Origin of the sequence: Novosphingobium sp. BL-52-GroH, assembly GCF_044813085.1 — a bacterium.
Taxonomy (GTDB): domain Bacteria; phylum Pseudomonadota; class Alphaproteobacteria; order Sphingomonadales; family Sphingomonadaceae; genus Novosphingobium.
Genome location: NZ_CP171152.1, coordinates 1,281,510 through 1,304,484, shown reverse-complemented (window position 1 = coordinate 1,304,484; position 22,975 = coordinate 1,281,510). Strand labels below are relative to the sequence as shown.

General features: G+C 68.1%; 18 protein-coding genes. 14 read left to right on the top strand and 4 right to left on the bottom strand.

The genetic code is table 11. The features are described from left to right. Nucleotide 1 precedes the first annotated feature (1 nt). The 4 genes from nusA to ACFFDA_RS18755 all read left to right on the top strand — a co-directional run bounded on the left by nusA (nucleotide 2) and on the right by ACFFDA_RS18755 (nucleotide 6,170). Nucleotides 2-1,624, top strand: coding sequence for a transcription termination factor NusA (nusA, locus tag ACFFDA_RS18770; RefSeq protein ID WP_404482293.1), 1,623 nt, complete (start codon nucleotides 2-4; stop codon nucleotides 1,622-1,624). Next, entirely contained in the window at nucleotides 1,605-2,378 is a 774-nt protein-coding gene (locus tag ACFFDA_RS18765) for a DUF448 domain-containing protein (RefSeq protein WP_404482292.1), read from the top strand. The genes nusA and ACFFDA_RS18765 overlap by 20 nt, the downstream gene beginning before the upstream one ends. Nucleotides 2,379-2,400: 22 nt before the next feature. Further along, complete coding sequence (gene infB, locus ACFFDA_RS18760) at nucleotides 2,401-5,232, top strand: translation initiation factor IF-2 (RefSeq protein WP_404482291.1); 2,832 nt, start codon at nucleotides 2,401-2,403, stop codon at nucleotides 5,230-5,232. 404 nt (nucleotides 5,233-5,636) lie between these two features. Continuing rightward, nucleotides 5,637-6,170: a DUF1697 domain-containing protein gene (locus tag ACFFDA_RS18755; RefSeq protein WP_404482290.1), complete on the top strand. Its 534-nt coding sequence runs from the start codon at nucleotides 5,637-5,639 to the stop codon at nucleotides 6,168-6,170. Between the two features lie 72 nt (nucleotides 6,171-6,242). Here ACFFDA_RS18755 and ACFFDA_RS18750 read toward each other — a convergent pair whose 3' ends face one another. After that, on the bottom strand, nucleotides 6,243-6,599 hold the full coding sequence (locus ACFFDA_RS18750) for an RcnB family protein (RefSeq protein ID WP_404482289.1): 357 nt from the start codon (nucleotides 6,597-6,599) through the stop codon (nucleotides 6,243-6,245). Nucleotides 6,600-6,709: 110 nt separating this feature from the next. Here ACFFDA_RS18750 and rbfA point away from each other — a divergent pair, with 110 nt between their 5' ends. Next, nucleotides 6,710-7,129: a 30S ribosome-binding factor RbfA gene (gene rbfA / locus ACFFDA_RS18745; RefSeq protein ID WP_404482288.1), complete on the top strand. Its 420-nt coding sequence runs from the start codon at nucleotides 6,710-6,712 to the stop codon at nucleotides 7,127-7,129. Nucleotides 7,130-7,213: 84 nt separating this feature from the next. Further along, nucleotides 7,214-7,951: an alpha/beta fold hydrolase gene (locus tag ACFFDA_RS18740; protein ID WP_404482287.1), complete on the top strand. Its 738-nt coding sequence runs from the start codon at nucleotides 7,214-7,216 to the stop codon at nucleotides 7,949-7,951. Nucleotides 7,952-7,983: 32 nt separating this feature from the next. Here the strand turns inward: ACFFDA_RS18740 and ACFFDA_RS18735 are convergent, their stop codons facing one another. Beyond that, the gene (locus ACFFDA_RS18735) at nucleotides 7,984-9,687 is read right to left on the bottom strand and encodes a DUF1963 domain-containing protein (RefSeq protein ID WP_404482286.1); all 1,704 of its coding nucleotides are present in this window, start codon (nucleotides 9,685-9,687) and stop codon (nucleotides 7,984-7,986) included. A 136-nt stretch (nucleotides 9,688-9,823) separates the two neighbouring features. Between ACFFDA_RS18735 and ACFFDA_RS18730 the strand changes: the two genes are divergently transcribed. From ACFFDA_RS18730 to ACFFDA_RS18705, 6 genes are all read left to right on the top strand, one after another. Further along, complete coding sequence (locus ACFFDA_RS18730; RefSeq protein WP_404482285.1) at nucleotides 9,824-10,414, top strand: thymidine kinase; 591 nt, start codon at nucleotides 9,824-9,826, stop codon at nucleotides 10,412-10,414. A 113-nt stretch (nucleotides 10,415-10,527) separates the two neighbouring features. Next, nucleotides 10,528-11,043, top strand: coding sequence for a DUF2239 family protein (locus ACFFDA_RS18725; protein WP_404482284.1), 516 nt, complete (start codon nucleotides 10,528-10,530; stop codon nucleotides 11,041-11,043). Then, nucleotides 11,043-11,963, top strand: a complete 921-nt coding sequence (gene truB, locus ACFFDA_RS18720; RefSeq protein ID WP_404482283.1) for a tRNA pseudouridine(55) synthase TruB — start codon at nucleotides 11,043-11,045, stop codon at nucleotides 11,961-11,963. Before ACFFDA_RS18725 ends, truB begins: the two co-directional genes overlap by 1 nt. Before the next feature lie 5 nt (nucleotides 11,964-11,968). Continuing rightward, the gene (gene rpsO, locus ACFFDA_RS18715; RefSeq protein ID WP_008993704.1) at nucleotides 11,969-12,238 is read left to right on the top strand and encodes a 30S ribosomal protein S15; all 270 of its coding nucleotides are present in this window, start codon (nucleotides 11,969-11,971) and stop codon (nucleotides 12,236-12,238) included. A 299-nt stretch (nucleotides 12,239-12,537) separates the two neighbouring features. Beyond that, entirely contained in the window at nucleotides 12,538-14,853 is a 2,316-nt protein-coding gene (pnp, locus tag ACFFDA_RS18710; protein ID WP_404482282.1) for a polyribonucleotide nucleotidyltransferase, read from the top strand. A gap of 673 nt (nucleotides 14,854-15,526) precedes the next feature. Then, a complete protein-coding gene (locus ACFFDA_RS18705) occupies nucleotides 15,527-15,832 on the top strand; it encodes a hypothetical protein (RefSeq protein WP_404482281.1) in 306 nt (101 codons plus the stop codon). A 320-nt stretch (nucleotides 15,833-16,152) separates the two neighbouring features. Here the strand turns inward: ACFFDA_RS18705 and ACFFDA_RS18700 are convergent, their stop codons facing one another. Both ACFFDA_RS18700 and ACFFDA_RS18695 read right to left on the bottom strand, forming a co-directional pair. Continuing rightward, nucleotides 16,153-18,723, bottom strand: a complete 2,571-nt coding sequence (locus ACFFDA_RS18700) for an HWE histidine kinase domain-containing protein (protein WP_404482280.1) — start codon at nucleotides 18,721-18,723, stop codon at nucleotides 16,153-16,155. Beyond that, nucleotides 18,716-19,339 carry a heme oxygenase gene (locus ACFFDA_RS18695; RefSeq protein ID WP_404482279.1) on the bottom strand — a complete coding sequence of 208 codons (624 nt, stop codon included), beginning with the start codon at nucleotides 19,337-19,339 and terminating at the stop codon, nucleotides 18,716-18,718. Before ACFFDA_RS18695 ends, ACFFDA_RS18700 begins: the two co-directional genes overlap by 8 nt. Nucleotides 19,340-19,562: 223 nt before the next feature. Between ACFFDA_RS18695 and ACFFDA_RS18690 the strand changes: the two genes are divergently transcribed. Beyond that, complete coding sequence (locus tag ACFFDA_RS18690; RefSeq protein WP_404482278.1) at nucleotides 19,563-20,315, top strand: Crp/Fnr family transcriptional regulator; 753 nt, start codon at nucleotides 19,563-19,565, stop codon at nucleotides 20,313-20,315. Between the two features lie 164 nt (nucleotides 20,316-20,479). Beyond that, complete coding sequence (locus tag ACFFDA_RS18685; RefSeq protein ID WP_404482277.1) at nucleotides 20,480-22,939, top strand: alkaline phosphatase PhoX; 2,460 nt, start codon at nucleotides 20,480-20,482, stop codon at nucleotides 22,937-22,939. Nucleotides 22,940-22,975 lie beyond the last annotated feature (36 nt).

The window sequence follows — 22,975 nt, the reverse complement described above, 5'->3', positions numbered from 1 at the left end:
CATGGCCAGTGCGATTTCCGCCAACCGCGCCGAGCTGCTCGCGATCGCCAATGCCGTCGCGTCGGAGAAGATGATCGACAAGTCGATCGTCATCGAGGCGATGGAAGAAGCTATCCAGAAGTCGGCCCGCAACCGCTACGGCGCCGAGAACGACATTCGCGCGAAGCTCGATCCGCGCACCGGCGACTTGCGCCTGTGGCGCGTCGTCGAAGTCGTCGAGGAAGTCGAGGACTACTTCAAGCAGGTCGACCTCAAGCAGGCGGACAAGCTCCAGAAGGGCGCCGCCATCGGCGACTTCATCGTCGATCCGCTGCCCCCGGTGGACCTCGGCCGCATCGACGCGCAGTCGGCCAAGCAGGTGATCTTCCAGAAGGTCCGCGACGCCGAGCGTGACCGCCAGTTCGAGGAATTCAAGGACCGCGCCGGCGAAGTCATCACCGGCGTCATCAAGTCGGTGGAATTCGGCCACGTCATCGTCAACCTCGGCCGCGCCGAGGGCGTGATCCGCCGCGACCAGCAGATCCCGCGCGAGGCCGCCCGCGTCGGCGAGCGCGTCCGTGCCCTGGTCCTGCGCGTCGAGCGCCAGAACCGCGGCCCGCAGATCTTCCTCAGCCGCGCGCACCCCGACTTCATGAAGAAGCTGTTCGCGCAGGAAGTCCCCGAGATCTACGACAACGTCATCGAGATCAAGGCCGCCGCCCGCGACCCGGGTTCGCGCGCCAAGATCGGCGTCATCAGCCACGATCACTCGATCGACCCGGTCGGCGCCTGCGTCGGCATGAAGGGCAGCCGCGTCCAGGCCGTCGTGCAGGAACTGCAGGGCGAGAAGATCGACATCATCCCCTGGAGCGAGGACACCGCGACGTTCGTGGTCAACGCGCTCCAGCCCGCGACCGTCAGCCGCGTCGTCATCGACGAGGAGGAAAGCCGCATCGAAGTCGTGGTGCCCGACGACCAGCTCTCGCTGGCGATCGGCCGCCGTGGCCAGAACGTGCGCCTCGCCTCGCAGCTCACCGGCTCGCAGATCGACATCATGACCGAGGCGGAATCCTCGGAGAAGCGCCAGAAGGAATTCACCGAGCGCTCGAAGATGTTCGAGGAGGAGCTGGACGTCGACGAGACCCTGTCGCAGCTCCTGGTGGCCGAAGGCTTCAGCGAGCTGGAGGAAGTGGCCTACATCGACATCAGCGAACTGGCCGCGATCGAGGGCTTCGACGAGGAACTCGGCGAGGAACTGCAGAGCCGCGCGCAGGAAGCGCTCGAGCGCCGCGAGGAAGCGAGCCGCGAGGCACGCCGCGCTCTCGGCGTCGAGGACGCGCTGGCCGAGCTGCCGCACCTCAACGAGGCCATGCTGGTCACGCTGGGCCGCGCCGGCATCAAGACGCTCGACGACCTGGCCGATCTCGCCACCGACGAGCTGATCGCCAAGAAGCGCACCGAGCAGCGTCGCCGCGACGGCACCGTCAACCGCCGCGCCGCACGCGACGAGGACAAGGGTGGCGTGCTCGGCGAGTACGGCCTGAACGAAGAGCAGGGCAACGAAATCATCATGGCCGCACGCGCCCACTGGTTCGAGGAAGAACCGCAAGCCGAGGAGGCCGCCGATGCGGATTCCTCGCAATGAGCGCGTAAGCTCCGACATCGATGGCTCCCAGGCGGAGAGGACTTGCATCCTCTCCGGCGGGAAAGCTGCGCGGGACGCATTCGTCCGACTGGCGATCTCGCCGGACGGCCTGGTGCTCCCGGACGTCCACGCGCGTGCCCCCGGGCGCGGCGCGTGGATCGGCGTTTCTCGCGAAGCCCTTGAAAAAGCGATCTCGAAGGGCAAACTCAAGGGAGCGCTGGCGCGCGCCTACAAAGGCGCGGCGCTCAGCATCCCCGAAGACCTCGCGGACCGGATCGAGACCGCGCTGACGCGCTCTCTCACCGACCGGCTGGGGCTCGAACTCAAGTCGGGCAGGCTGCTCATGGGCTCGGACCGGATCGCGCAGAACGCGCGGGAAGGCCGGGTCGAATGGCTGGCCCACGCCGCCGATGCGAGCGAGGACGGATCGCGCAAGCTCGACCAGGCATGGCGGGTCGGGCGCGACGAAGAGGGATCGGGTCTCAGGGGTACGCGCTTGCCACTGGACCGGGACACGCTGTCTGTGGCATTGGGCCGCGACAACGTCGTTCACCTGGCGCTGAACGATCGCGGTGCGGCTCAACGAGTCGATTCGCAGCTGCAGCGCCTATTGCATTTCCAGGGTAAGGTTCCGGGCGGAGAGAACGCCGAGGGAACCGGCAGCCGGGAAACCCCGCAAGGGGACTTGAGCGCGACCGACATGGATGATGGCGACGGAGCGGCACTCGGTGCCGCTGCCGTGACGACGAACTGACCGAAGGGCGAAGACGAGAATTATGAGCGAGACCGACAACAAACCGACCCTGGGCCGCAAGCCGCTTGGGCTTAAGCGCTCGGTGGAAGCGGGTGAGGTCAAGCAGACCTTCAGCCACGGCCGCACCAACAAGGTGGTGGTCGAGGTGAAGCGCCGCAAGGTGCTCGGCGGCAAGCCCGGCGAAGGCGCCGTCGAAGCGGCACCCGTCGCTGCCGCGCCTGCGCCCGCTCCGGTGGCCCCGGCTCCGCGCCCGGCCGCTCCTCCGGTCGTCAAGCGCCCCGCGCCGTCGAACGAGACGCCGCAGGAGCGCGTAGCCCGCCTCCAGCGCGAGGCCGAGGAAGACCGCCTGGCCTCGCAGGAGGAAAACAACCGCCGCGACCAGGAAAACCGCGTGCGGGCGATCGAGGAAGAGAAGCGCCGCGTCGAGGAAGCCCGCCGCGCCGAGCAGGAAGCCGCCGCCGCTCCGGCCCCCGCGCCGGCTGCCGAAGCTCAGGCCCCTGTGGCCGAGCCCGTCGCCGCAGCGGCCGAAGCCGCGCCTGAAGCGGTCGCGCCCGTGGCCGAAGCGCCCGCCGCTCCGGTCGCCGCGCAAGCTGCGCCCGCCGCCGCCGTCGAGGCAGCCCCCGTCGAAGCCGCCGCGCCTGCAGCTCCCGTCGCCAAGGCGGCCGAGCCTGCGCCGGTAGCCGCGACGCCGGTTCCGGCTCCGCGCACGTTCACGCCGGTCCCGGCGGCCCGCCGCTTCACCCCGGTGGCGCGTCCCGAGCCCCGCAAGCCCGAGCCTGCCGCTCCCGCCCCGGCTCCCGCAGCCGCCGGCACGACGGCCACGACCACCACGGCTTCGACCGCGGGTGGCGCAGCCAAGCGTCCCGACGCGAAGAAGGGTGCCACGGCCGCTCCGGCCCGTCCGGCTCCGCAGCAGGGCGCCGAGCGCGGCAAGGGCGTCGGCGGCGATCGTCGCCAGTCCGGCAAGCTGACCGTCACCCGCGCGCTCAACGACGACGAGGGCGCCCGCGCCCGTTCGCTCGCCGCGCTCAAGCGTGCGCGCGAAAAGGAACGCCGCGGCAGCTACGGCGGCCGCCAGCAGCAGCGCGAGAAGCAGGTCCGCGACGTGATCGTGCCTGACGCGATCACCGTCCAGGAACTCGCCAACCGCATGGCCGAGAAGGGCGCCGACCTCGTCAAGTCGCTGTTCAAGCTGGGCATGATGGTGACCGTCAACCAGACGATCGACCACGACACGGCGGAGCTGCTGGTCGAGGAATTCGGCCACAACATCCAGCGCGTCTCGGAAAGCGACGTCGACATCGACACGACCACCGACGTCGATGCCGAGGAGACGCTGAAGCCGCGTGCTCCCGTCGTCACGATCATGGGCCACGTCGATCACGGCAAGACGAGCCTGCTCGACGCGCTGCGCGGCACCGACGTGGTGCGCGGCGAGGCGGGCGGCATCACCCAGCACATGGGCGCCTACCAGATCAAGACCAAGGGTGGCGACCTCGTCACCTTCCTTGACACCCCGGGCCACGCTGCCTTCACGCAGATGCGCATGCGCGGTGCCAACGTCACGGACATCGTGGTGCTGGTGGTCGCGGCCGACGACGGCATCATGCCGCAGACGGTCGAGGCCATCAATCACACCAAGGCCGCCGGCGTTCCGATGATCGTGGCGATCAACAAGATCGACAAGCCCGAGGCCAATGCACAGAAGGTGCGCGAGCGCCTGCTCGAGCACTCGATCGTGGTCGAGGAAATGTCGGGCGACGTCCAGGACGTCGAGGTTTCGGCCAAGACCGGCAAGGGCCTCGACGACCTGATCGAGAAGATCCTGCTCCAGGCCGAGCTGATGGAACTCAAGGCCAACCCCGATCGCGAGGCGGAAGCCACCGTGATCGAGGCCAAGCTCGACAAGGGCAAGGGCCCGCTCGCCAGCGTGCTGGTCAACCGCGGCACACTCAAGGTCGGCGACATCCTCGTCGTCGGCACCGAGAGCGGCCGCGTGCGCGCCATGCTCGATGACAAGGGACGCCAGGTGAAGGTTGCCCTGCCGTCGATGCCGGTGGAGGTCCTGGGCCTCAGCGGCGTGCCGATGGCTGGCGACATGCTCACCGTGGTCGACAGCGAGGCGCGGGCCCGCGAGGTCTCGTCCTATCGCCGCGAACAGGCGACCGCCAAGCGCACCGCGACGGCTCCGACGAACATCGACACGATGTTCTCGGCGCTCGCCGCCAAGCAGAGCGTCATCGAGTATCCGGTGGTCATCAAGGGCGACGTGCAGGGTTCGGTCGAGGCGATCAACGCCGCGCTCAACAACCTGTCGAACGACGAGATCAAGGTCCGCATCCTCAGCTCGGGCGTCGGTGCGATCACCGAATCCGACGTGACCCTGGCCTCCGCCAGCGGCGCGCCGATCGTGGGCTTCAACGTCCGCCCGAACGCCAAGGCGCGCGAGCAGCTCGAGAAGACCAAGACGCCGATGATGTACTACGACATCATCTACGAACTGACCGCCGAAGTCGCCAAGCAGATGGCCGGCATCTGGGGCCCCGAGCGGATCGAAACCGTCGTCGGCCGCGCCGAGGTCAAGCAGGTCTTCCCGGCCGGCAAGAAGGACAAGGCGGCGGGCCTGCTCGTCACCGACGGCTACATCCGCAAGGGCATCAATGCCCGCCTCACGCGCCAGGACGTCATCGTTTCGAAGACGCTCATCCAGTCGCTGCGCCGCTTCAAGGACGACGTGGACGAAGTCCGCGGCGGTCTCGAGTGCGGTGTGGTCCTGGCCGACACCAACGACATCAAGCCGGGCGACATGCTCGAAGTGTTCGAAGTCACGGAGCGCGAGCGCACCGTCGGCTGAGCCTTCCAGGCTTGACGCGAAGACCAGCGGCCACCGTCGGGTAAACCGGCGGTGGCCGTCTTCGTTGGAGCGCGTCCGTCGGGAATTTGGCCGCAAGGCCCTGGTGCCCACGCCTATGCATTTTTCCGGTCACGACCTGCGACGCAAAGGTGGTGATGCCATGTGAACGGGCAGACGGTGGTGCTTATGGTACTCGGCGCCGTGACCTTCGCGGTCGCGCTACCGCAATTGGTCGTGATTCTCGTCGAGCCTGGCCGCCAGTGACCGGTGAGGAGGCTGGCGCTAGAATGCCGGTGCCGGATATGTAAAGAGCCCGGACGCTGCAACGCCTTGGCTCGGAAGGCGGGATGGCTATCTCGCAGTCGTGATATGACGAATGTACCCCACTCGACGGAATTTTCCAGATGACCCGCTACTGCGCCTTCTTCGCTTCGCTCAACGTCGGCGGCAACCGCATCACCATGGCGGACTTGCGCTACGCCTTCGAGCGCGAGGAGTTCGAGAACGTCGAGACGGTGGTGGCCAGCGGCAACGTCCTGTTCGATTTCGACGAGCGCCCGACCGAGGGGCTGGAGGACCTGTTCGCGCACATGATGCTCGAGCGCTTCGACATCCGCACGTTCGCGGCGGTGCGCAACCGCGACGAAGTGCGCGGCGCCTTCGAGGACAATCCCTACACCGGGATCGGCCAGGACCATTTCGTCCACACCCTGTTCCTGGAGCGCGAGCCCGACCGGGCCGCGTTCGACAAGCTGGTGGCGGACCATGCGACGCGCGGCCCAGAGACGATCGCGATCGGCCCGCGCGCGCTCTACATCGACTATGTGGACGGGGTGGGCGAATCCAGGCTGACGAACGCCTTCATCGAAAGGCGCCTGGGATGCCGGGGCACCGCGCGCAACGTGCGTTCGCTGGCGCGCATCCTCGCCAAGATGTGAGCGGCGCACGACAGAAGGGGCGACCGCCCGAGCCATGAGCGGCCGCCCCTTCGCCTATCGGCTGGAAGGCGTTTAGCGGAACATGCCCGAGGTCACGGCCGATACGATCCCGCTGGTGATGCCGACGAGCAGGAGGTCATTGCCCGAACGGACGTAGTGATAGCCGCGCGGCGGGGCCTTCAGGTTGCGGTACTTGCGATAGTCGACCTGCTGGTAGTTGCGCGCATAGCGGCGGTCGAACTTCTGGCCCTTGCGGAAGCTCTTGTAGGTCTGCTTCTGGGCGCCGGCCTTGTCGTGGCCGCGATCGTCGTGCGACTGGGCACTGCCGCGATGGTCGTCGTGACGCTGGGCCTGGGCCATCGCCGGCACTGCGCCGAGGGTCGGGGCGACCAGGGCGGCGGCGATGAGGGCGGCGGTGAACTTCTTCATTAGGGCACTCCTTTGACGGCTCGTTCCATTCCAGATAACGCCAGACGAGCGGGATCGAGCCGTAATCAATTGTTGCAATTTGTAGCAGCAGCCTCAAATGGACCCAGACGATGGCACGCCAGCAGACCACTCCCGAGCAGCACTCCGTCCGCCTTCTCAAGGTGGGCGAGCAAGTGCGCCACATCATCTCCGAGATCCTCACCCGCCAGCAGGTGCACGACGCCACGTTGAGCGCGCATACCGTCTCGGTCACCGAAGTGCGCATGACCCCGGACTTGCGCCAGGCGGGCGTCTACGTGAAGTCGCTGCTGGGCGAGGACGAGGAGGCCGTGCTCAAGGCGCTGCGCACGCACACCGCCTTCTTCCAGCGCGAAGTCGCACAGCGCCTCAAGCTCAAGTTCGCGGCCAAGATCCAGTTCCGCCCCGACGAGACCTTCGAGGAAGCCAGCCGCATCGACGCGCTGCTCAACGACCCCCGCGTCAAGCGCGACCTAGAAGAGGCCGCGAGGGACGACGACACGGAGGATTGACCGGCACCACCTGCCGGGCCAGGGGGTTCCATCCCGTGCCATCCCTGATAGCCTCGCCGCAAAGCAGGGGCAGGGAGAGCGGGCGTGCGTGGACTGGTGTTTCTTCATGGCGGCGGGCAGGGCGGCTGGGTCTGGGACGAGACGATCGCGGCCATCGATCGGCAGTCCGGCGGATCGGCCCGGTGCCTCGCGCTCGACGCGCCGGGCTGCGGGACCAGGCGCGGGATCGATACCGCGTCGCTCGGCTTCGAGGAGACGACCCGCCAGTTGATCGCCGACATCGAGGCGGCCGGCCTGTCCGACGTGCTCCTGGTGGGCCATTCGCAGGCGGGCACGACGATCCCGCACATGATCGAGCTGGCGCCGGCCGGGCTGGTCGGCCGCGTGGTCTACGTCACCTGCTCGGCCCCGTTGGCCGGGCTCACCACCCTCGAGCAGATGGGCAACGGGCCGCATGGCTCCGATCCCGAGGCAGTCGGCCTGCCGGCAGGACCCGGGACGACGATCCCGGACCGCTATGCGCAGATGTTCTGCAACGACATGGCGGAAGGGGAGGCGGCGGCCTTCCTCGGCAAGCTCGGCCGCGACAACTGGCCGGCGAGCGCCTATGCGCGGCGCGACTGGCGCTACGACCACTTGCGCGCGGTTCCCTCGAGCTACGTCGTCGCCCTGCGCGACCAGGCGCTGCCGGCGCAATGGCAGGAGCGCTTCGCCGACCGCCTCCACGCGCGGCGCATCACCCGCATCGACGCCGGACACCAAGTCATGAACACCCGCCCGGAAGCCCTGGCGGAAATCCTGCTGGCGGAAGCGCGCGGCTGAACTCGCGGTTCGGATGGCCCCTGGGGCGAGGCTTACTCGCTCTCGAACGTCAGCGTCGCAGCGTGCCAGTTGCCGGCGACGGCGTCGGCTTCGTCGATCCAGAACTGGTAGCGGCCCGCGTCGCTCCAGCCCCATTCCATCATGTCGTCGTAGCCGAGCTGGAGCAGCAGCAGGTCGCTGCGATGGGCCTTGCGGGCGGGGCCCTGGCCGGCGGGAAGCCCGAACATCTGGTGCTGGTCGACCGGCGGGAGGCGGTAGTCGCGGTTGATGCGCGCCAGCACCGCGTCAGGCAGGGCCGGGAGGGTTTCCGGCGGGCCGGAGATCATCGCCCGCAGCGACAGCGTGGCCAGTTGCGCCAGCGACCCGGGGGCGTGGAAGCGCACCAGTTCGCCGAAGCGTTCGTGCACTTCGGCGAGGATGTCGGCGACCATGTCGCGTTCCTCGGGCGTAAGCTGCGCCCAGGGGTCGCGCCCGTCGACGAAGTTGTCGAGCGCCTCGACCATTTCGGGGAGCGCGGCGCTTTGCGCTTCCATCATGTCCAGTTCGTCGGCGAGGTAGTCCGCCGCCTCGGCGGCATGTTCGAGCGCCTCCGGATCGGCATGGGGATCGAGGCGCAGGCGCTCGAAGGCGGCGCGCTTGTCGTCGAGGGCGGCGCGGTGGACCGCAAGTGGCCGGGCGCAGGCGTCGAGCGCCTCGTGGAGCTGGTCGGCGAGGTGGATTACCGAATGCCACCACAGGGCCTCGACCGGGGCGCCGACGCCGGCGGCGTAGAAGGGATGGTCGCGCAAGGGGGCGTGGCGTTGCAGGCGCACCGCCATGGCCTCCTCGATCGCGGCTTCGCGCATGGTCTCGCGGTGCTCGCGCAAGTGGCGGGGCAGCTCGAGCGCGACCGGGGCCACCGGCCAGAAGGGGAAGAACCAGCGGGTGAGGCGGCCGGCCGTCGCCGGGAAGGGAGCGCCGCCCTCGTCGAAGGCGGGCGGGAGGTCGCGCGGGGGATCGGTGAAGTCGTGCGTGCCTTCGGGCACCGGCACGACCGCGCCGGTGCCCAGGAAAAAGGCCAGCGAGCCGGTTCGCGGCAGCGGCGTGTCGGGGCAGGCGACGGCCAGTTCGACGAGGTCGATCTGCGCGGCGAAGGGCAGCGGCGTGCCGGCGGCGTCGCGCGGCCAGGACGCGCCGCCGAGGCGGGGCAGGCCGCCGAACCAGCTACTGTCGCCGAACCAGTCGCGCCCGCGCTCGCGCGGCTTGCGGATGAGGATCACCGCGGCGGCGGGCACCGTGGCTGCAGGGGCGACCGCAGGAGCCGGTGCCGGCTCGGGCGCCGGTTCCGGCTCGGGAGCGGGCGACGTTTCGGGGAACGATTCCGCATCGGGCAGGGCGCGCCGGCGCAGGCCGGAGATCCGGTCGTCGGCGCGGGCGTCGGCGCGGGCCTCGGCGGAGGGCTCGGCCGGCGCAGGCGGCGTCCACGCGGGGACCAGTTCGGGAGCCTCGGCCTGCATCGGGGCGATGCGCGGCGGGCGCCTGCCGCCCCGTCGTGCGACGACGGCTGCGACGAGCGCGAGCACCGCACCCAGCCCCAGCAGCGTGAGGACAGCGACGGCGGGCCCTGCCACGGCCGCGAGTTGCGCCGCCGCCGCGTCGAGCGGAGCGAGCGCCCCGCCCAGCGGCGCCAGCGCGACATAGAGCGCGACGATCGCCGGTGGTGCGAAGCCCGCCAGCGCGGCGATCCCTGTCTTCATGCCCAATTCCGCTCCATCGCGCCGCGTCTCCTTTGCGGACATCCTTCTCCGCCCCGATTGTTAGGCGCAATCCCGCCGGGGAGAAGCCCGTGGATGACCGTGCGTGCGCCCCGGTGGGGTGTTATCCCCAGCATCGATGGCCAAACTCTATTTCTACTACGCCAGCATGAACGCGGGCAAATCGACGACGCTGCTGCAGGCGGACTTCAACTACCGCGAGCGCGGCATGCGCACGATGCTGTGGACCGCCGCGATCGACGATCGCAGCGCGGACCTCGGCGCGGGCCACGCGATCGAGAGCCGCATCGGCCTGCACGCCGCCGCCCATCGCTTCGTCGCCGATACCGACTTGTGCGCCGCGGTCGGCTCTGCCCACGCGGACGAGGCGTTGTCGTGCGTGCTGGTGGACGAGGCGCAGTTCCTCACGCCCGCGCAAGTGTGGCAATGCGCCGACATCGCCGACAGGCTGGGCGTCCCGGTGCTGTGCTACGGCCTGCGCACCGACTTTCGGGGTGAGCTGTTCCCCGGGGCGGCGGTGCTGCTGGGGATCGCCGACAGTCTCGTCGAACTCAAGGCGGTGTGCCACTGCGGGCGCAAGGCCTCGATGAACTTGCGCGTCGACGCCACCGGGCGCGCCGTGAGCGAAGGCGCGCAGACCGAGATCGGCGGCAACGACCGCTACCTCGCCCTGTGCCGCCGCCACTTCAGCGAGGCGCTGGGGAGGTAGAGCCGGTCTGCGGATCGGGACCTTGCCCGTCCGAAACGGCCAAGGTATTTTAATCCGGGTGGATTGACAGTTTAACCCGGGTAAATGTAGGGGCGTGCGCGAAAGGACGTCTCATGCCCGTCACCGTATTCTACAAGAGCGAAGTGATCGCGCGCGGGTCGCCGGCCGACGTGGCCGGGCCGTTGCGCGACCTTGGCCCGATCGCCCGCAGCAGCGACCTGCTGGCCTTCGACGACGACAGCGGCCGCCAGGTCGATCTCGACCTCGCCGAGCCGGCGCCGCGCCCGCGCGGTCGTCCGGCGCTCGGTGTCGAGGCGCGCGAGGTCACGCTGTTGCCGCGGCACTGGGAGTGGCTGGGCGCGCAGCCCGGCGGTGCCTCGGTGACGCTGCGCAAGCTGGTCGAGGCGGCGATGCGCGCCGGGCGCAGCGAGCGCGAATGCCTCGATGCCGCCTGCCGCTTCCTCACCGTCATGGCCGGCGACCGCCCGGGCTACGAGGAGGCGACCCGCGCGCTCTACGCCGGGGATCGCGAGAATTTCGACGCGCTGTGCGTGCTGTGGCCTCAGGCGGTGGCCGAATATGCCCGGCGCCTCGCCTGGCCCCAGGACTTTGCGCGGGAGCCGGTGTGATGCCGCACGGCTGGATCATTCTCGACAAGCCCGTCGGCCTCGGCTCGACCCAGGCGGTGGCGGCGGTCAAGCGCAACTTGCGCGAGGCGGGCTACGGCAAGAAGGTCAAGGTCGGCCACGGCGGTACGCTCGACCCGCTCGCATCGGGCGTCCTGCCCATCGCCATCGGCGAGGCGACCAAGCTGACCGGGCGGATGCTCGATGCCAGCAAGACCTACCTGTTCACCGTGCGCTTCGGCGAGGAGACCGATACGCTGGACCTCGAAGGCAAGGTGATCGCGACCAGCGAGGTGCGGCCGACGAAGGCGCAGATCGAGGCGGTGCTGGCGCGGTTCACCGGCGATATCGAGCAGGTGCCGCCGATGTATTCGGCGCTCAAGATCGACGGCGAGCGGGCCTATGACCTCGCGCGCGCGGGCGTCGACGTGGAGATGAAGTCGCGGTCGGTCACGATCCATGCCCTGCAGATCCTCCCCGAACCTCCTTCCTCGGGGGAGGACCTGGATTACGTCACTTTCCTCGCAAAAGTCTCCAAGGGCACTTACATCCGCAGCCTCGCGCGCGACATTGCGCAAGCGCTCGGATCATGCGGCACGGTGACGATGCTGCGCCGCTCGCAGGCCGGTCCGTTCGACCTCTCCGGCTCGATTTCGCTGGACAAATTGAACGAAACGGGTAAGGGCGCGCCTCTTGAGCAGATACTCTTGCCGCTGGAGGCGGGGCTGGACGACATCCCGGCCATCGACCTCGACCCGGAGCAGGCAAGGGCGGTCCGACAGGGCCGCGTTCTCACCGGAATGCCCCACGAAGACGGGCTCTACTGCGCGAAGGAGGGTCTCGTCCCGGTCGCGCTGGTGGAGCTTTCGGACGGAAACGTCCGCGTTTCCAGGGGTTTCAATCTCTCAGATGTCGCGGAGTAAATGAAATGTCGGTTACCGCTGAAAAGAAGCAGGACATCATCACGGACAACGCTCGCGTCGCTGGCGACACGGGCAGCCCGGAAGTCCAGGTCGCGATCCTCACCGAGCGCATCAAGAACCTGACCGAGCACTTCAAGGCTCACCACAAGGACAACCACTCGCGTCGCGGTCTGCTGGCCATGGTCAACAAGCGCCGCTCGCTGCTGGATTACCTGAAGAAGAAGGATGTGGCGCGGTACAACTCGCTCATCCAGAAGCTTGGTCTGCGTAAGTAAGATCGAGTTTGCGGCCCGCCATTCGGCGGGCCGTTTGCTATCTGCCGCTCGTCGTCCCGGGCTTGACCCGGGACCTTGGGCAGGGCCACACGGGCTGTCGCCCCGGCGCTACTGATCGAGGTCGCGCCCGAAGACAGCCCACGGTCCCGGGTCAGGCCCGGGACGATGTACAAATCCGGGTATCCTCGCAATTCGGCGAGGGACCCTGGGGCCTACGAAAAAGCCCCGCACCGGACCGGGACGGTATCCCGGCAGTAAGCCCCGCCAGGCAATAGGGCCGGTGGGTCGAGGAATTCACAATGTTCGACGTCAAGACCGTAAGCATGGAGTGGGGCGGCAAGACCCTCACTCTCGAAACCGGCCGCATCGCCCGCCAGGCGAACGGCGCAGTGCTCGCCACCTACGGCGAAACCGTGGTGCTGTGCGCCGTCACCGCCGCCAAGTCGGTGAAGGAAGGCCAGGACTTCTTCCCGCTGACCGTCCACTACCAGGAAAAGTTCTCCGCAGCCGGCCGCATCCCCGGCGGCTTCTTCAAGCGCGAGCGCGGTGCGACCGAAAAGGAAACGCTGACCAGCCGCCTGATCGACCGTCCGATCCGCCCGCTGTTCCCCGAAGGTTTCTACAACGAAATCAACGTCATCGCCCAGGTCCTGAGCTTTGACGGCGAGACCGAGGCCGATATCCTGGCGATGATCGCCGCTTCGGCCGCGCTGACCATCTCGGGCGTGCCCTTCATGGGCCCGATCGGCGCCGCGCGCGTCGGCTACGTCGACGGTGCGTACACGCTCAACCCCAAGCAGGACGTCGCCCTCAAGGACGGCAGCCTCGATCTGGTCGTCGCCGCCACCGGCGATGCCGTGATGATGGTCGAATCGGAAGCCAAGGAGCTTACCGAAGAGGTCATGCTGGGCGCCGTCGTCTACGCGCACGACGAGATCAAGAAGGTCGTGAACCTCATCATCGACCTGGCCGAGCAGGCCGCCGAGGAGCCTTGGGACGTCGACCTGTCGGACAACACCGCCGACATCAAGGCGAAGCTCAAGAAGGCCGTCGGCAAGGACATCACCGCGGCCTACAAGCTGACCGACAAGTCGGCCCGCTCGAACGCGCTCAACGCGGCGCGTGCCAAGGCCAAGGAAGCCTTCGCCGGCGAGACCCCGCAGACGCAGATGGTCGCCATCAAGACCATCAAGAAGCTGGAAGCGGAAATCGTTCGCGGCGCCATCCTCAAGGACGGCAAGCGCATCGACGGCCGCAAGCTCGACCAGGTCCGTCCGATCGAAGCGATCGTCGGCTTCCTGCCGCGCACCCACGGTTCGGCGCTGTTCACGCGCGGTGAGACGCAGTCGATCTGCACCACCACGCTGGGCACCAAGGAATCGGAACAGATGATCGACGGCCTCGAAGGCCTGTCGTACTCGTCGTTCATGCTGCACTACAACTTCCCGCCCTACTCGGTCGGTGAAGTCGGCCGCTTCGGCGCGCCGGGCCGCCGCGAAGTCGGCCACGGCAAGCTGGCATGGCGCGCGCTGCACCCGGTGCTGCCCGCCAAGGAAGACTTCCCCTATACGATCCGCGTGCTTTCGGACATCACCGAGTCGAACGGCTCGTCCTCGATGGCGACCGTCTGCGGCGGTTCGCTCTCGATGATGGACGCGGGCGTGCCGCTGGTCCGCCCGGTTTCGGGCATCGCCATGGGCCTGATCCTGGAAGGCAAGGACTTCGCCGTCCTGTCCGACATCCTGGGCGACGAGGATCACCTCGGCGACATGGACTTCAAGGTCGCGGGCACCGAAGTCGGCATCACCACGATGCAGATGGACATCAAGATCGCGGGCATCACGCGCGAGATCATGGGCAAGGCGCTCGAGCAGGCCAAGGCCGGCCGCGCGCACATCCTGGGTGAAATGACCAAGGCTCTGGGCTCCTCGCGCACCGAACTGTCGGCGCACGCCCCGCGCATCGAGACGATCCAGATCGACAAGTCGAAGATCCGTGACGTCATCGGCACCGGCGGCAAGGTCATCCGCGAGATCGTCGCCGAGACCGGCGCCAAGGTCGACATCGACGACGAGGGCGTCATCAAGATCTCGTCCTCCGACACCGCGCAGATCGAGGCCGCCAAGAAGTGGATCCTCGGCATCGTGGAAGAGGCCGAAGTCGGCAAGATCTACCAGGGCAAGGTCGTCAACATCGTCGACTTCGGCGCCTTCGTGAACTTCATGGGTGGCAAGGACGGCCTCGTCCACGTCTCCGAAATGAAGAACGAGCGCGTGGAAAAGCCGACCGACGTCGTCAAGGAAGGCCAGGCGGTCTACGTCAAGGTCCTCGAGATCGACCCGCGCGGCAAGGTTCGCCTGTCGATGCGCGTCGTCGACCAGGAAACCGGCGCGGCGCTCGAAGACACCCGCCCGCCGCGTGAACCGCGCGAAGGCGGCGATCGCGGTCCGCGCAGCGGTGGCGGTGATCGCGGCGGTGATCGTCGTGGTCCGCGTCGTGACGGCGGTGGCCGTGGCGGCGACCGCGGCCCGCGCGGCGGCGGCGACCGTGGCCCGCGTGGCGGCGGCGAAGGCGGCAACCCCGACCACCTGCCGGCCTTCCTCAAGGAAGACTGATCCGGGTTCGGGTTTTCCATTTTCGGAAAGCTGCAGAAAAGAGGGTCGCGCGAAAGCGCGGCCCTTTTTCGTTGGTGCGGGCGGGGTGGGGTCGAACTGGCGGTGCGGGGCTGCGTGTGCGGGGCAGGCGCGGACATATTCGGACAGTCCGGAGGCGCCCCATTGCGGTCCTTCGCTGATTTCCTAATATGCAGCGATGGTGCCCTCCTATATCTCCTTATCGTTGGCACTTTTATCATTGTCGGGCTGCAACATCGCGGAAAAACCTGAGCGTTTCCGAGGGATGGCAGTATTGGGACCGCACGGACCCGAGTTCTATCCAGAAATGGAATTCGGGATCGCACAGGACAAGATTTACCCTTGGCGTATGTCCGGGATTAGACAGGATTTTAGGCCCCGACTGGATCAAGCAGAGCGTAACGCAGTCGAACTTGGCATGTCGTCGTTCCCTTGGATCACAGTCGAATTTCTGGGTGAAGAGATCATTCCCTCGCCTGAATACGACGGCCCCGCAAAGGAAGTCAGGGTAATAGAGTGGGTGAAGGTAGAGCCGTGCGCGACAATTCCGCGCGAGTGCTTAGATCAATGACCGCATGCCACCCAAAATTGCCGATCAGCGAAGTTCCGGACACGCCCAATAGCGGACCTTGTTGCGGTGGGCTAAGAGGTCTTTATGCCGCCTGCCAACCCACCGACGCCGCTCCGCAAGCCGTGCGAACTTACCCCTGAGCAGGCATCATTCATTCGTGAAACTGCGCAACGCATCTTCGGCAGGGAAGTTGTCGTGCGCAATTACGGCACAGATTCTAAGGCTCTCCGAATCCACGTGGAAACCGATGGCCACAGCCTCGTGGTTGCCGATTTCATCGGTGCTCTTGTTACGCGCATTGATCACATTCCGAGTGTGTCGGTCACGGAACGCGGAGCAAAACCTCGGGGCGATGCAAAGATCGCCTACCGGCAGGGTGATGTCCTTTAGTACACTCACGCCCGAGGTCACAATCCACCCCTTTCCGTCATCCGGCGCACGTCGAATTTGTCCACGCGGGGTAGGGTGTTGCGTCCAATTGTATCCTCGTCATTCCCCGCGATGGTGGTGACCGGCTCGAAGCGCGATGCTGTGCGTTGGCGTACTTGCGCCATGGCGAAGGCCGGGGAAGCAGCCCAGGGGGGCTAGGCGGCCCCGGGGGTTGCGTCGCTGGGCTCGCAATGGCGAAAGGGGATCACGTCTCGCCCACGCCCCCACGCCCCCACGCCCCACGCCGCTCGTCCCGGCCTCCGGCAGCGGAAACGCCCGCGTTACCGCGCCTTCATCACCCGCCCGATCGCCGCGCGCACGTCGCGTTCGCCGTAGGGCTTGGTGACGACCGGCACTGTCTTGAACGCGCCGGACTGTAGCGAGCGCTCGCCGTAGCCGCTGGCGAAGATGAACGGGATGCCGCGCTCCTGCAGGGCGAGGGCGACGGGCTCGCTGGTGTCGCGGCCCAGGTTCACGTCGAGCATGGCGAAGCTGACTTGCGCCTTGTCGAGCACGTCGAGCGCGGTGGCCACGGAGCCGGCGATGCGGCAATCGGAGAAGCCGAAGCCGCGCAGGACGTCCTCCGCCTCCATCGCGATGATGACGTTGTCCTCGACGATCAGCGCCACGCCGCCCGCGAGATGGGCGACGAATTCGGTCGGCTCGGGCGGCTCGACCGAGGTCGTGCGGCGCGGGGCACCGGGGGTCTCGAAGCCCGAGATGTGGTCGGCCGGGATCAGGAACAGAGCGTGCAATCCCTCGGGCGGATAGATGACCGAGGCGGAGCCGCCCAGTTCGTGCGGGATCGTGCGCTCGATGATGGTCGAGCCGAAGCCGCGCCGTGTCGGCGGGGCCACGGGGGGGCCGCCTTCCTCGCGCCAGTCCAGCTCCAGCGAGCCGTCGTCGCTGCGGCTCAGCGTGATCTGGATCAGGCCGCGCGAATCCGACAGGGCGCCGTACTTGCACGAATTGGTCGTCAGTTCGTGGATGACCAGCGCCAGCGAGGTGAAGGCGCCCGGCGCGATCAGGGCGTCCGGCCCTTCGACCACTACCCTGTCGAGGCTGTGGCTGGCGTAGGCGGCAGTCTCGGTGCGGATCAGATCGTAGAGCGAGGAGGGCGACCAGTCGACGCGGGTCACCTGGTCGTGGGCACGGGCGAGTGCGTGAATGCGGCTGCCGACGATGTCGGCGAACTCGTCGATCGTGTGCGCGCCTTCCTTGCTCTGGGCGACGAGGCCGCGGATGAGGTTCAGGATGTTGCGGACGCGGTGGTTCAGCTCGGCGATCAGCATGTCCTGCTGGCGGCTGGCCTGCTCGCGCTCGGAATGGACGGCGTCGGACAGGCGCAGGACCACTTCGAGCAGGGTGATGCGCAGCGCCTCGGCGGAGGCGACTTCCTCGTCGGTCCAGGCGCGGGCATAGCCGCGCCGCTCCTCGCGCCAGATCTCGAAGCTCTTGCGCGGGGTCAGGCGGGCGCCGTTGGGGCCGAGTTCGACCGCCTTCTCGGGATTGCCGGCCCACTTCACCTCGCGCACATGCTCGGCGCGGAACAGGACGATGTAGTCGCGCGGGGCACGGCTGACGGGCAGGGCGAGCAGGCCAGCGGCCTTGTCGGCCCATTCGGCCGCGGGTTCGTAGACCGCGCCGATGTTGTCGGTGGACCACACGGTGCTGGCGCCGGCGGTGTTGAGGAAGCGGGCGAGCGGCGCGAACTGGGCCTCGTCCGGCGTCGATCCGTGGGCGAGGAAGCGGCCGTCGACCCAGCCGACGACGCCGTCGAAAGGGATCACCTGGCCGATCGAATCGGTGAACTCGTCGAAGGCCTCCAGCAGCGAGCCGCCACCGGCGACGCGGGCCATGATCTCGTCGTGGAGGCGCATCGATTCCGCGCGCTTCTCCAGCGAGAAGTCGGTTTCCTTCTGCTCGAGCAGGTAGGCGAAGAACTCGCCGAACAGCTCGGCGGCGGTGCGCACCGAATAGGACAGCACCAGCGGCGCATAGTGGTGGCAGGCCATCAGCCCCCACAGCTTGCCCCGGCGCATGATCGAGACCGACATCGAGGCGCGCACGCCCATGTTGCGCAAGTATTCGACGTGGATCGGCGAGACCGCGCGCAGGCCCGACATCGTCAGGTCGAGCGGGTCGCCGTTGGGGCTGGTGGCGGGGTAGATCGGCACCGTCGGGTCGTCGATGTCGGAGATGATCCGCAGCATGTTGCGGGTGTAGAGCCGGCGCGCCTGGGCGGGGATGTCCGAGGCGGGGAAGTGCTGGCCCCTGAAGCTGTCGACCATGCCGTTGAGGCTCTCGGCGATCACCTCGCCGGCGCCATCCGCCTCGAAGCGGTAGATCATCACGCGGTCGAAGCCGGTCAGCCCGCGCATGTGGCGCGCGGCGCCCGAGCAGAGCTGCTCGATCGTCGATGCCTGGCGCAGCCGCTCGATCATCGGGCGGACGTAGGACACGAAGTCGCGCCGCTTGCCGGCCTCGTGCGGCTCGATCTCGAGCACGAAGGATCGGCCCGAGGGGTGCACGGCGACGTCGAAGAAGCGCCCGTCGCCGACCAGGTCGATCTCGAAGATGCGCTCGACAGTGCCACCGCTGCCCAGGATCTGCAGGCGCGTGCGGATGTCGTGGAGCGCGCTCGGCGACAGGAACTCGGTGGCCGACAGGCCGACGAGGTCGTGCGGGTGGCGGCCGAACAGGTCGCCGCAGTTGAGCGAGACGTGGTTGATGATCCAGTCGCTGGAGAACGAAAGCAGCCAGCCGAAGCTCTGGATGCGGCCGATGACGTGGATCGGTTCGAGATCGCAGGTGGAAAGATCGACCGTCGGCATGTCCGGTGCATCAGCCATCGACAGGCAGCCTCTCGGCCGGGCCGAGGTCGCGCCCCAGGTCGTGACTGGCGGCAAAGGCGCGCGCGAACGTGTCGAAGGCGGCCAGTGCGGCGGCACGAGCGGTCTCGGCCGGACCGGCGGCGGGCCGCAGCCCGCGCAGCCGGGGCACCAGCGCCTTCCACGCCTCGTGGCCGCGCCCGTCGGTCATGTAGGCGGAGCGGAAGCCCTCGGCCTCGCCCCAGTAGCCCTGCTGGCGGATGACCGTGAGGCCGAGGCGCGAGCCGCAGATCACGTAGCCCACCCCGGCGGCGGCCTCGTCCGGGAGGATCGCGGCGGGCACGTCGAGCACGGGCAGCGCGTCGGGGTCGGTGCCGAGCGCGGCGAGATCGGCGCGCAGCATCGCCGGATAGTCGGGACAGTCCAGCCCCAGCTCCTCCCCGACGAACCGGCGGAAGACCGGGAACATCGGCGCCAGGCCGATGGCGTGGGCGGCGAGGAAGCGGGCCAGGTCCCGGCGCCGGGACAGCGCCAGGGAACCAAACAAGGCGTCCAGGCGCTCATGGGATGGACCCGTCGCTTCGCGCAGGATGCTGAGCATGTCGGGCAATACGGGCGTTCCGGCGTCGGCTGGCATGATGATCCGCTTAAAGGGCTTCGAGGCAGTTGCAAGCAAGCCGTCAAGCCTGCCCGGTTCCCGAACACATGTGGCTAGGGAATGTTCCTCAGTCACACACTAGCACCGGCATTTGGGCCCGTCTGTCCACTTATGACCGTTGGGGTTTGGAACCGCACGCGCCCACGCGGGTTCTCCCCTCGCGACGGTTCCGGGTCGGGCCGCGCGCTCCGAGGACGATGCTATGAGTTCCATCCCGCAATCCAGCCCCGTTTCGGCGGCGGCCATCGCCGGCAGCGACCTGCTGTCCGCGCTGCGGCAAGACGATTTCGCCCTGCTCGAACCGAAACTGGGCGAATGCAGGATGCGATCCGGCGACATCATCTACAACCCGGGCGACAACGTCGACTACTGCTACTTCCCGACCAGTGGCGCGATGAGTTCGTACTTCGTGGAAATGGACGACGGCATGGCGGTGGAGACCATCCTGGTCGGCCGCGAGGGGGCGCTGGGCGGGATCATCAGCCACGGTTCGCTGCCCGCCTATGCTCGCGCCAACGTGCTCCACGAGGGTGTCTTCCTGCGCATCGCCATGCGCGACCTCGAGAGCGCCAAGGACCGCTCGCCGGCCATCGCGCATCTCTTCGCGCGCTATGCCGACTGCGTGATGGCGCAAGTCTTCCAGTCGATCGCCTGCAACGCGGTCCACACCATCGAGCAGCGCGCTGCCAAGTGGCTCTCGGCCGCGGTCGACCGCATCGGCCGCAACGACGTGACGATGACGCAGGAACAGCTCGCCTCGATGATGGGCATCGGCCGCAGCTATGCCAGCCGCGTGCTCCAGCGCTTCAAGCGCGACGGCATGGTGCGCACCCGGCGCGGCGGCATCGAAGTGCTCGACCGCATCGGACTGAAGGACCGCGCATGCACCTGCAACGACCAGGTCGAAGGCCACTTCCGCCGGGTCCTGGGCGCCGTGTACCCGAAGGACGAGTGAATTCCTCCGCATCGCCGCGCACCGGGGAAGATTGACGCAGGGTCTTTCACCACACCGCCAAGGCATCGTCAGAAATACGCCATCGAAATGCCATCGAACTTGCGTGTTGTTGTCATGAAGCGTCCCTAGCTCTCGCCCCCGCGACCAACAACAGGGGCGATACCATGACAGACATGACCGGCTATTCCGACGGCGACGTCGATACCAACGATTCCCGCCAGGAGACTCTCGAGAGCATGGCGGCCTCGCGCTATTCGCGCCGCCAGGCCCTGTTCCGCGGCGCCGGGGCGACCACCATGGCGTTCCTGGGCACCGGCATGATCGCCGCCTGCGACAGCGACAGCAGCGGCGGCGAAGGCGTCACCGTATCGGCGGGTTCCACCGTCGCCACCAGCGCGGGCCGCGTGGTCACCCTGACCGGCAGCCCCGAGAACGGCTACGGCGGCTACACCACCGCCTGGAGCCAGGCCAGCGGCACCGCGGTCGAACTGACCGGCACCGGCAGCACCGTCACGTTCATCGCCCCGGCCGTGGCCGCCGCGACCGACCTGACCTTCACCTTCACCGCCACCTCGGTGCTGGGAGCGCCGCGCACCGCCACGACCACCGTGCGCGTGTCGCCGGCCGTGCTCGGCTTCACGGCCGTCGCCCACAGCCTCGCCGACGTCGCCGTGGTGCCGGAAGGCTACTCGGTCACGATCATGACGCGCCTGGGCGATCCGCTGACCGCCGCCACCTCGGCCTATGCCAACGACGGCACCGACGCCGACTTCGCCAACCGCATCGGCGACCACCACGACGCGCTGCACTTCTTCGGCCTCTCGGCCACCGGCACCCCGGCGCCGGCCAGCTCGACGCGCGGCCTCATGGTCCAGAACCACGAGAACATCACCCAGACCTACCTGCACCCGAGCGGCCCGACCACCACGGGCGGCGTGCGCCCGCTGGCCGAAGCGCTCAAGGAAATCGAGTGCCACGGCGTCTCGATCACCGAATATGCCGATGCCGGCAACCGCAAGTGGGGCTACGTCCAGGCGAGCAGCTTCAACCGCCGCATCACGCCCAACACGCCGATGTCGTTCCACGGCCCGGCGGCAGGCTCGGCCTATCTCGTCACCGCCTATTCGCAGGACGGCAAGGCCGGTCGCGGCACCATCAACAACTGCGCCAACGGCGTGACCGGCTGGAACACCAACCTCACCTGCGAGGAGAACTACGCCGGCTACTTCAAGCGCGAAGCCGCCGACGACGCCAAGCGCACTGCCGCGGAACTGGCCTCGCTGCAGCGCAACGGCATCACCAGCCGCTCGGGCAACTACGGATGGTCGACCGCATCGACCACCGACACGCGCTTCACCCGCTGGAACGCCTCGATCAGCGGCGCGACCTCGAAGGACGACTTCCGCTACGAGCCCAACCAGTTCGGCTGGGTGGTCGAGATCGACCCGTTCAACCCCGCCTCGACCCCGCGCAAGCGCACCGCGCTGGGCCGCTTCGGCCACGAGGGGGCCTTCGTGCGCATCGCCACCGGCCAGAAGCTGGGCGTCTACATGGGCGACGATTCGCGCGGCGAATACCTCTACAAGTTCGTCTCGACCCAGACCTGGGCCGCTGCCGACGCCACGGCCACCGATCGCCTCGCGGTGGGTGACAAGTACCTCGACGCCGGCACCCTCTACGTCGCCCGCTTCGATGCCGACGGCACCGGCAAGTGGCTGCCGCTGGTCTTCGGCTCGGTGCCGACGCGCCCGGCGAGCGGCAGCTACCCGGCCTATACCTTCGCCGACCAGGCCGACATCAGCGTCAACACCCGCTTCGCCGCCGACGCGGTGGGCGCGACGCCGATGGACCGTCCGGAATGGACCGTGGGCAACCCGGTCACCGGCGAGATCTACCTGACGCTCACCAACTCGAACAATTCGTTCCGCCCGGTGACCGGCACCAACGCCGCCAACCCGCGCTCGTACAACGACCCCAAGGGCGCGGCGAAGACCGCCCAGACCGGCAACCCCAACGGCCACATCGTGCGCCTGCGTGAAGACGGCGACACCACCAGCGCCACCACCTTCAAGTGGGACATCTACCTGTTCGGCGCCGACTCCACCGACGCCGACCCGGTCAACGTCAACGTCTCGGGCCTCACCACCGCGAACGACTTCTCGAGCCCCGACGGCGCCTACTTCTCGCGCTCGACCAACCCGGCGGGCCAGATCAATCCGGTGATGTGGATCGAGACCGACGACGGCGCGATGACCGACCGCACCAACTGCATGCTGCTCGCCGCGATCCCCGGCCGCGTCGGCGACGGCGGCGCGGTGACGATCACCAACACCAACGGCGGCACCGGCACGCAGGCGACGTTCGTGGGCGCCAAGGCCACCGCCGCCAACTTGCGCCGCTTCCTGGTCGGCCCGGCCCAGTGCGAGATCACCGGCATCGACCAGACCCCGGACGGCCGCACCCTGTTCGTGGGCATCCAGCACCCCGGCGAGGACGGCACGTACGCGGCGCCGGGCAGCCATTGGCCCTACACGCAGGACGGCAGCACGCCCGCGGCGACCGTCCGCCCGCGCTCGGCCCTGATCGCGATCACCAAGAACGACGGCGGCGTGATCGCGCTGTAAAAGGCAGCTCCCTCGGGAGGATGCAGGGGGAGGGGG

Bases quoted from the DNA above. Each gene is read 5' to 3' on its own strand.
- ACFFDA_RS18735 (WP_404482286.1), bottom strand. From the start codon at position 9,687: ATGAAGACAGGGATCGCCGCGCTGGCGGGCTTCGCACCACCGGCGATC.
- rbfA (WP_404482288.1), top strand. From the start codon at position 6,710: ATGGCACGCCAGCAGACCACTCCCGAGCAGCACTCCGTCCGCCTTCTC.
- ACFFDA_RS18730 (WP_404482285.1), top strand. From the start codon at position 9,824: ATGGCCAAACTCTATTTCTACTACGCCAGCATGAACGCGGGCAAATCG.
- ACFFDA_RS18755 (WP_404482290.1), top strand. From the start codon at position 5,637: ATGACCCGCTACTGCGCCTTCTTCGCTTCGCTCAACGTCGGCGGCAAC.
- ACFFDA_RS18695 (WP_404482279.1), bottom strand. From the start codon at position 19,339: ATGCCAGCCGACGCCGGAACGCCCGTATTGCCCGACATGCTCAGCATC.
- infB (WP_404482291.1), top strand. From the start codon at position 2,401: ATGAGCGAGACCGACAACAAACCGACCCTGGGCCGCAAGCCGCTTGGG.
- ACFFDA_RS18685 (WP_404482277.1), top strand. From the start codon at position 20,480: ATGACAGACATGACCGGCTATTCCGACGGCGACGTCGATACCAACGAT.
- truB (WP_404482283.1), top strand. From the start codon at position 11,043: ATGCCGCACGGCTGGATCATTCTCGACAAGCCCGTCGGCCTCGGCTCG.
- ACFFDA_RS18690 (WP_404482278.1), top strand. From the start codon at position 19,563: ATGAGTTCCATCCCGCAATCCAGCCCCGTTTCGGCGGCGGCCATCGCC.
- ACFFDA_RS18705 (WP_404482281.1), top strand. From the start codon at position 15,527: ATGCCGCCTGCCAACCCACCGACGCCGCTCCGCAAGCCGTGCGAACTT.
- pnp (WP_404482282.1), top strand. From the start codon at position 12,538: ATGTTCGACGTCAAGACCGTAAGCATGGAGTGGGGCGGCAAGACCCTC.
- nusA (WP_404482293.1), top strand. From the start codon at position 2: ATGGCCAGTGCGATTTCCGCCAACCGCGCCGAGCTGCTCGCGATCGCC.
- ACFFDA_RS18725 (WP_404482284.1), top strand. From the start codon at position 10,528: ATGCCCGTCACCGTATTCTACAAGAGCGAAGTGATCGCGCGCGGGTCG.
- rpsO (WP_008993704.1), top strand. From the start codon at position 11,969: ATGTCGGTTACCGCTGAAAAGAAGCAGGACATCATCACGGACAACGCT.
- ACFFDA_RS18700 (WP_404482280.1), bottom strand. From the start codon at position 18,723: ATGGCTGATGCACCGGACATGCCGACGGTCGATCTTTCCACCTGCGAT.
- ACFFDA_RS18765 (WP_404482292.1), top strand. From the start codon at position 1,605: ATGCGGATTCCTCGCAATGAGCGCGTAAGCTCCGACATCGATGGCTCC.
- ACFFDA_RS18750 (WP_404482289.1), bottom strand. From the start codon at position 6,599: ATGAAGAAGTTCACCGCCGCCCTCATCGCCGCCGCCCTGGTCGCCCCG.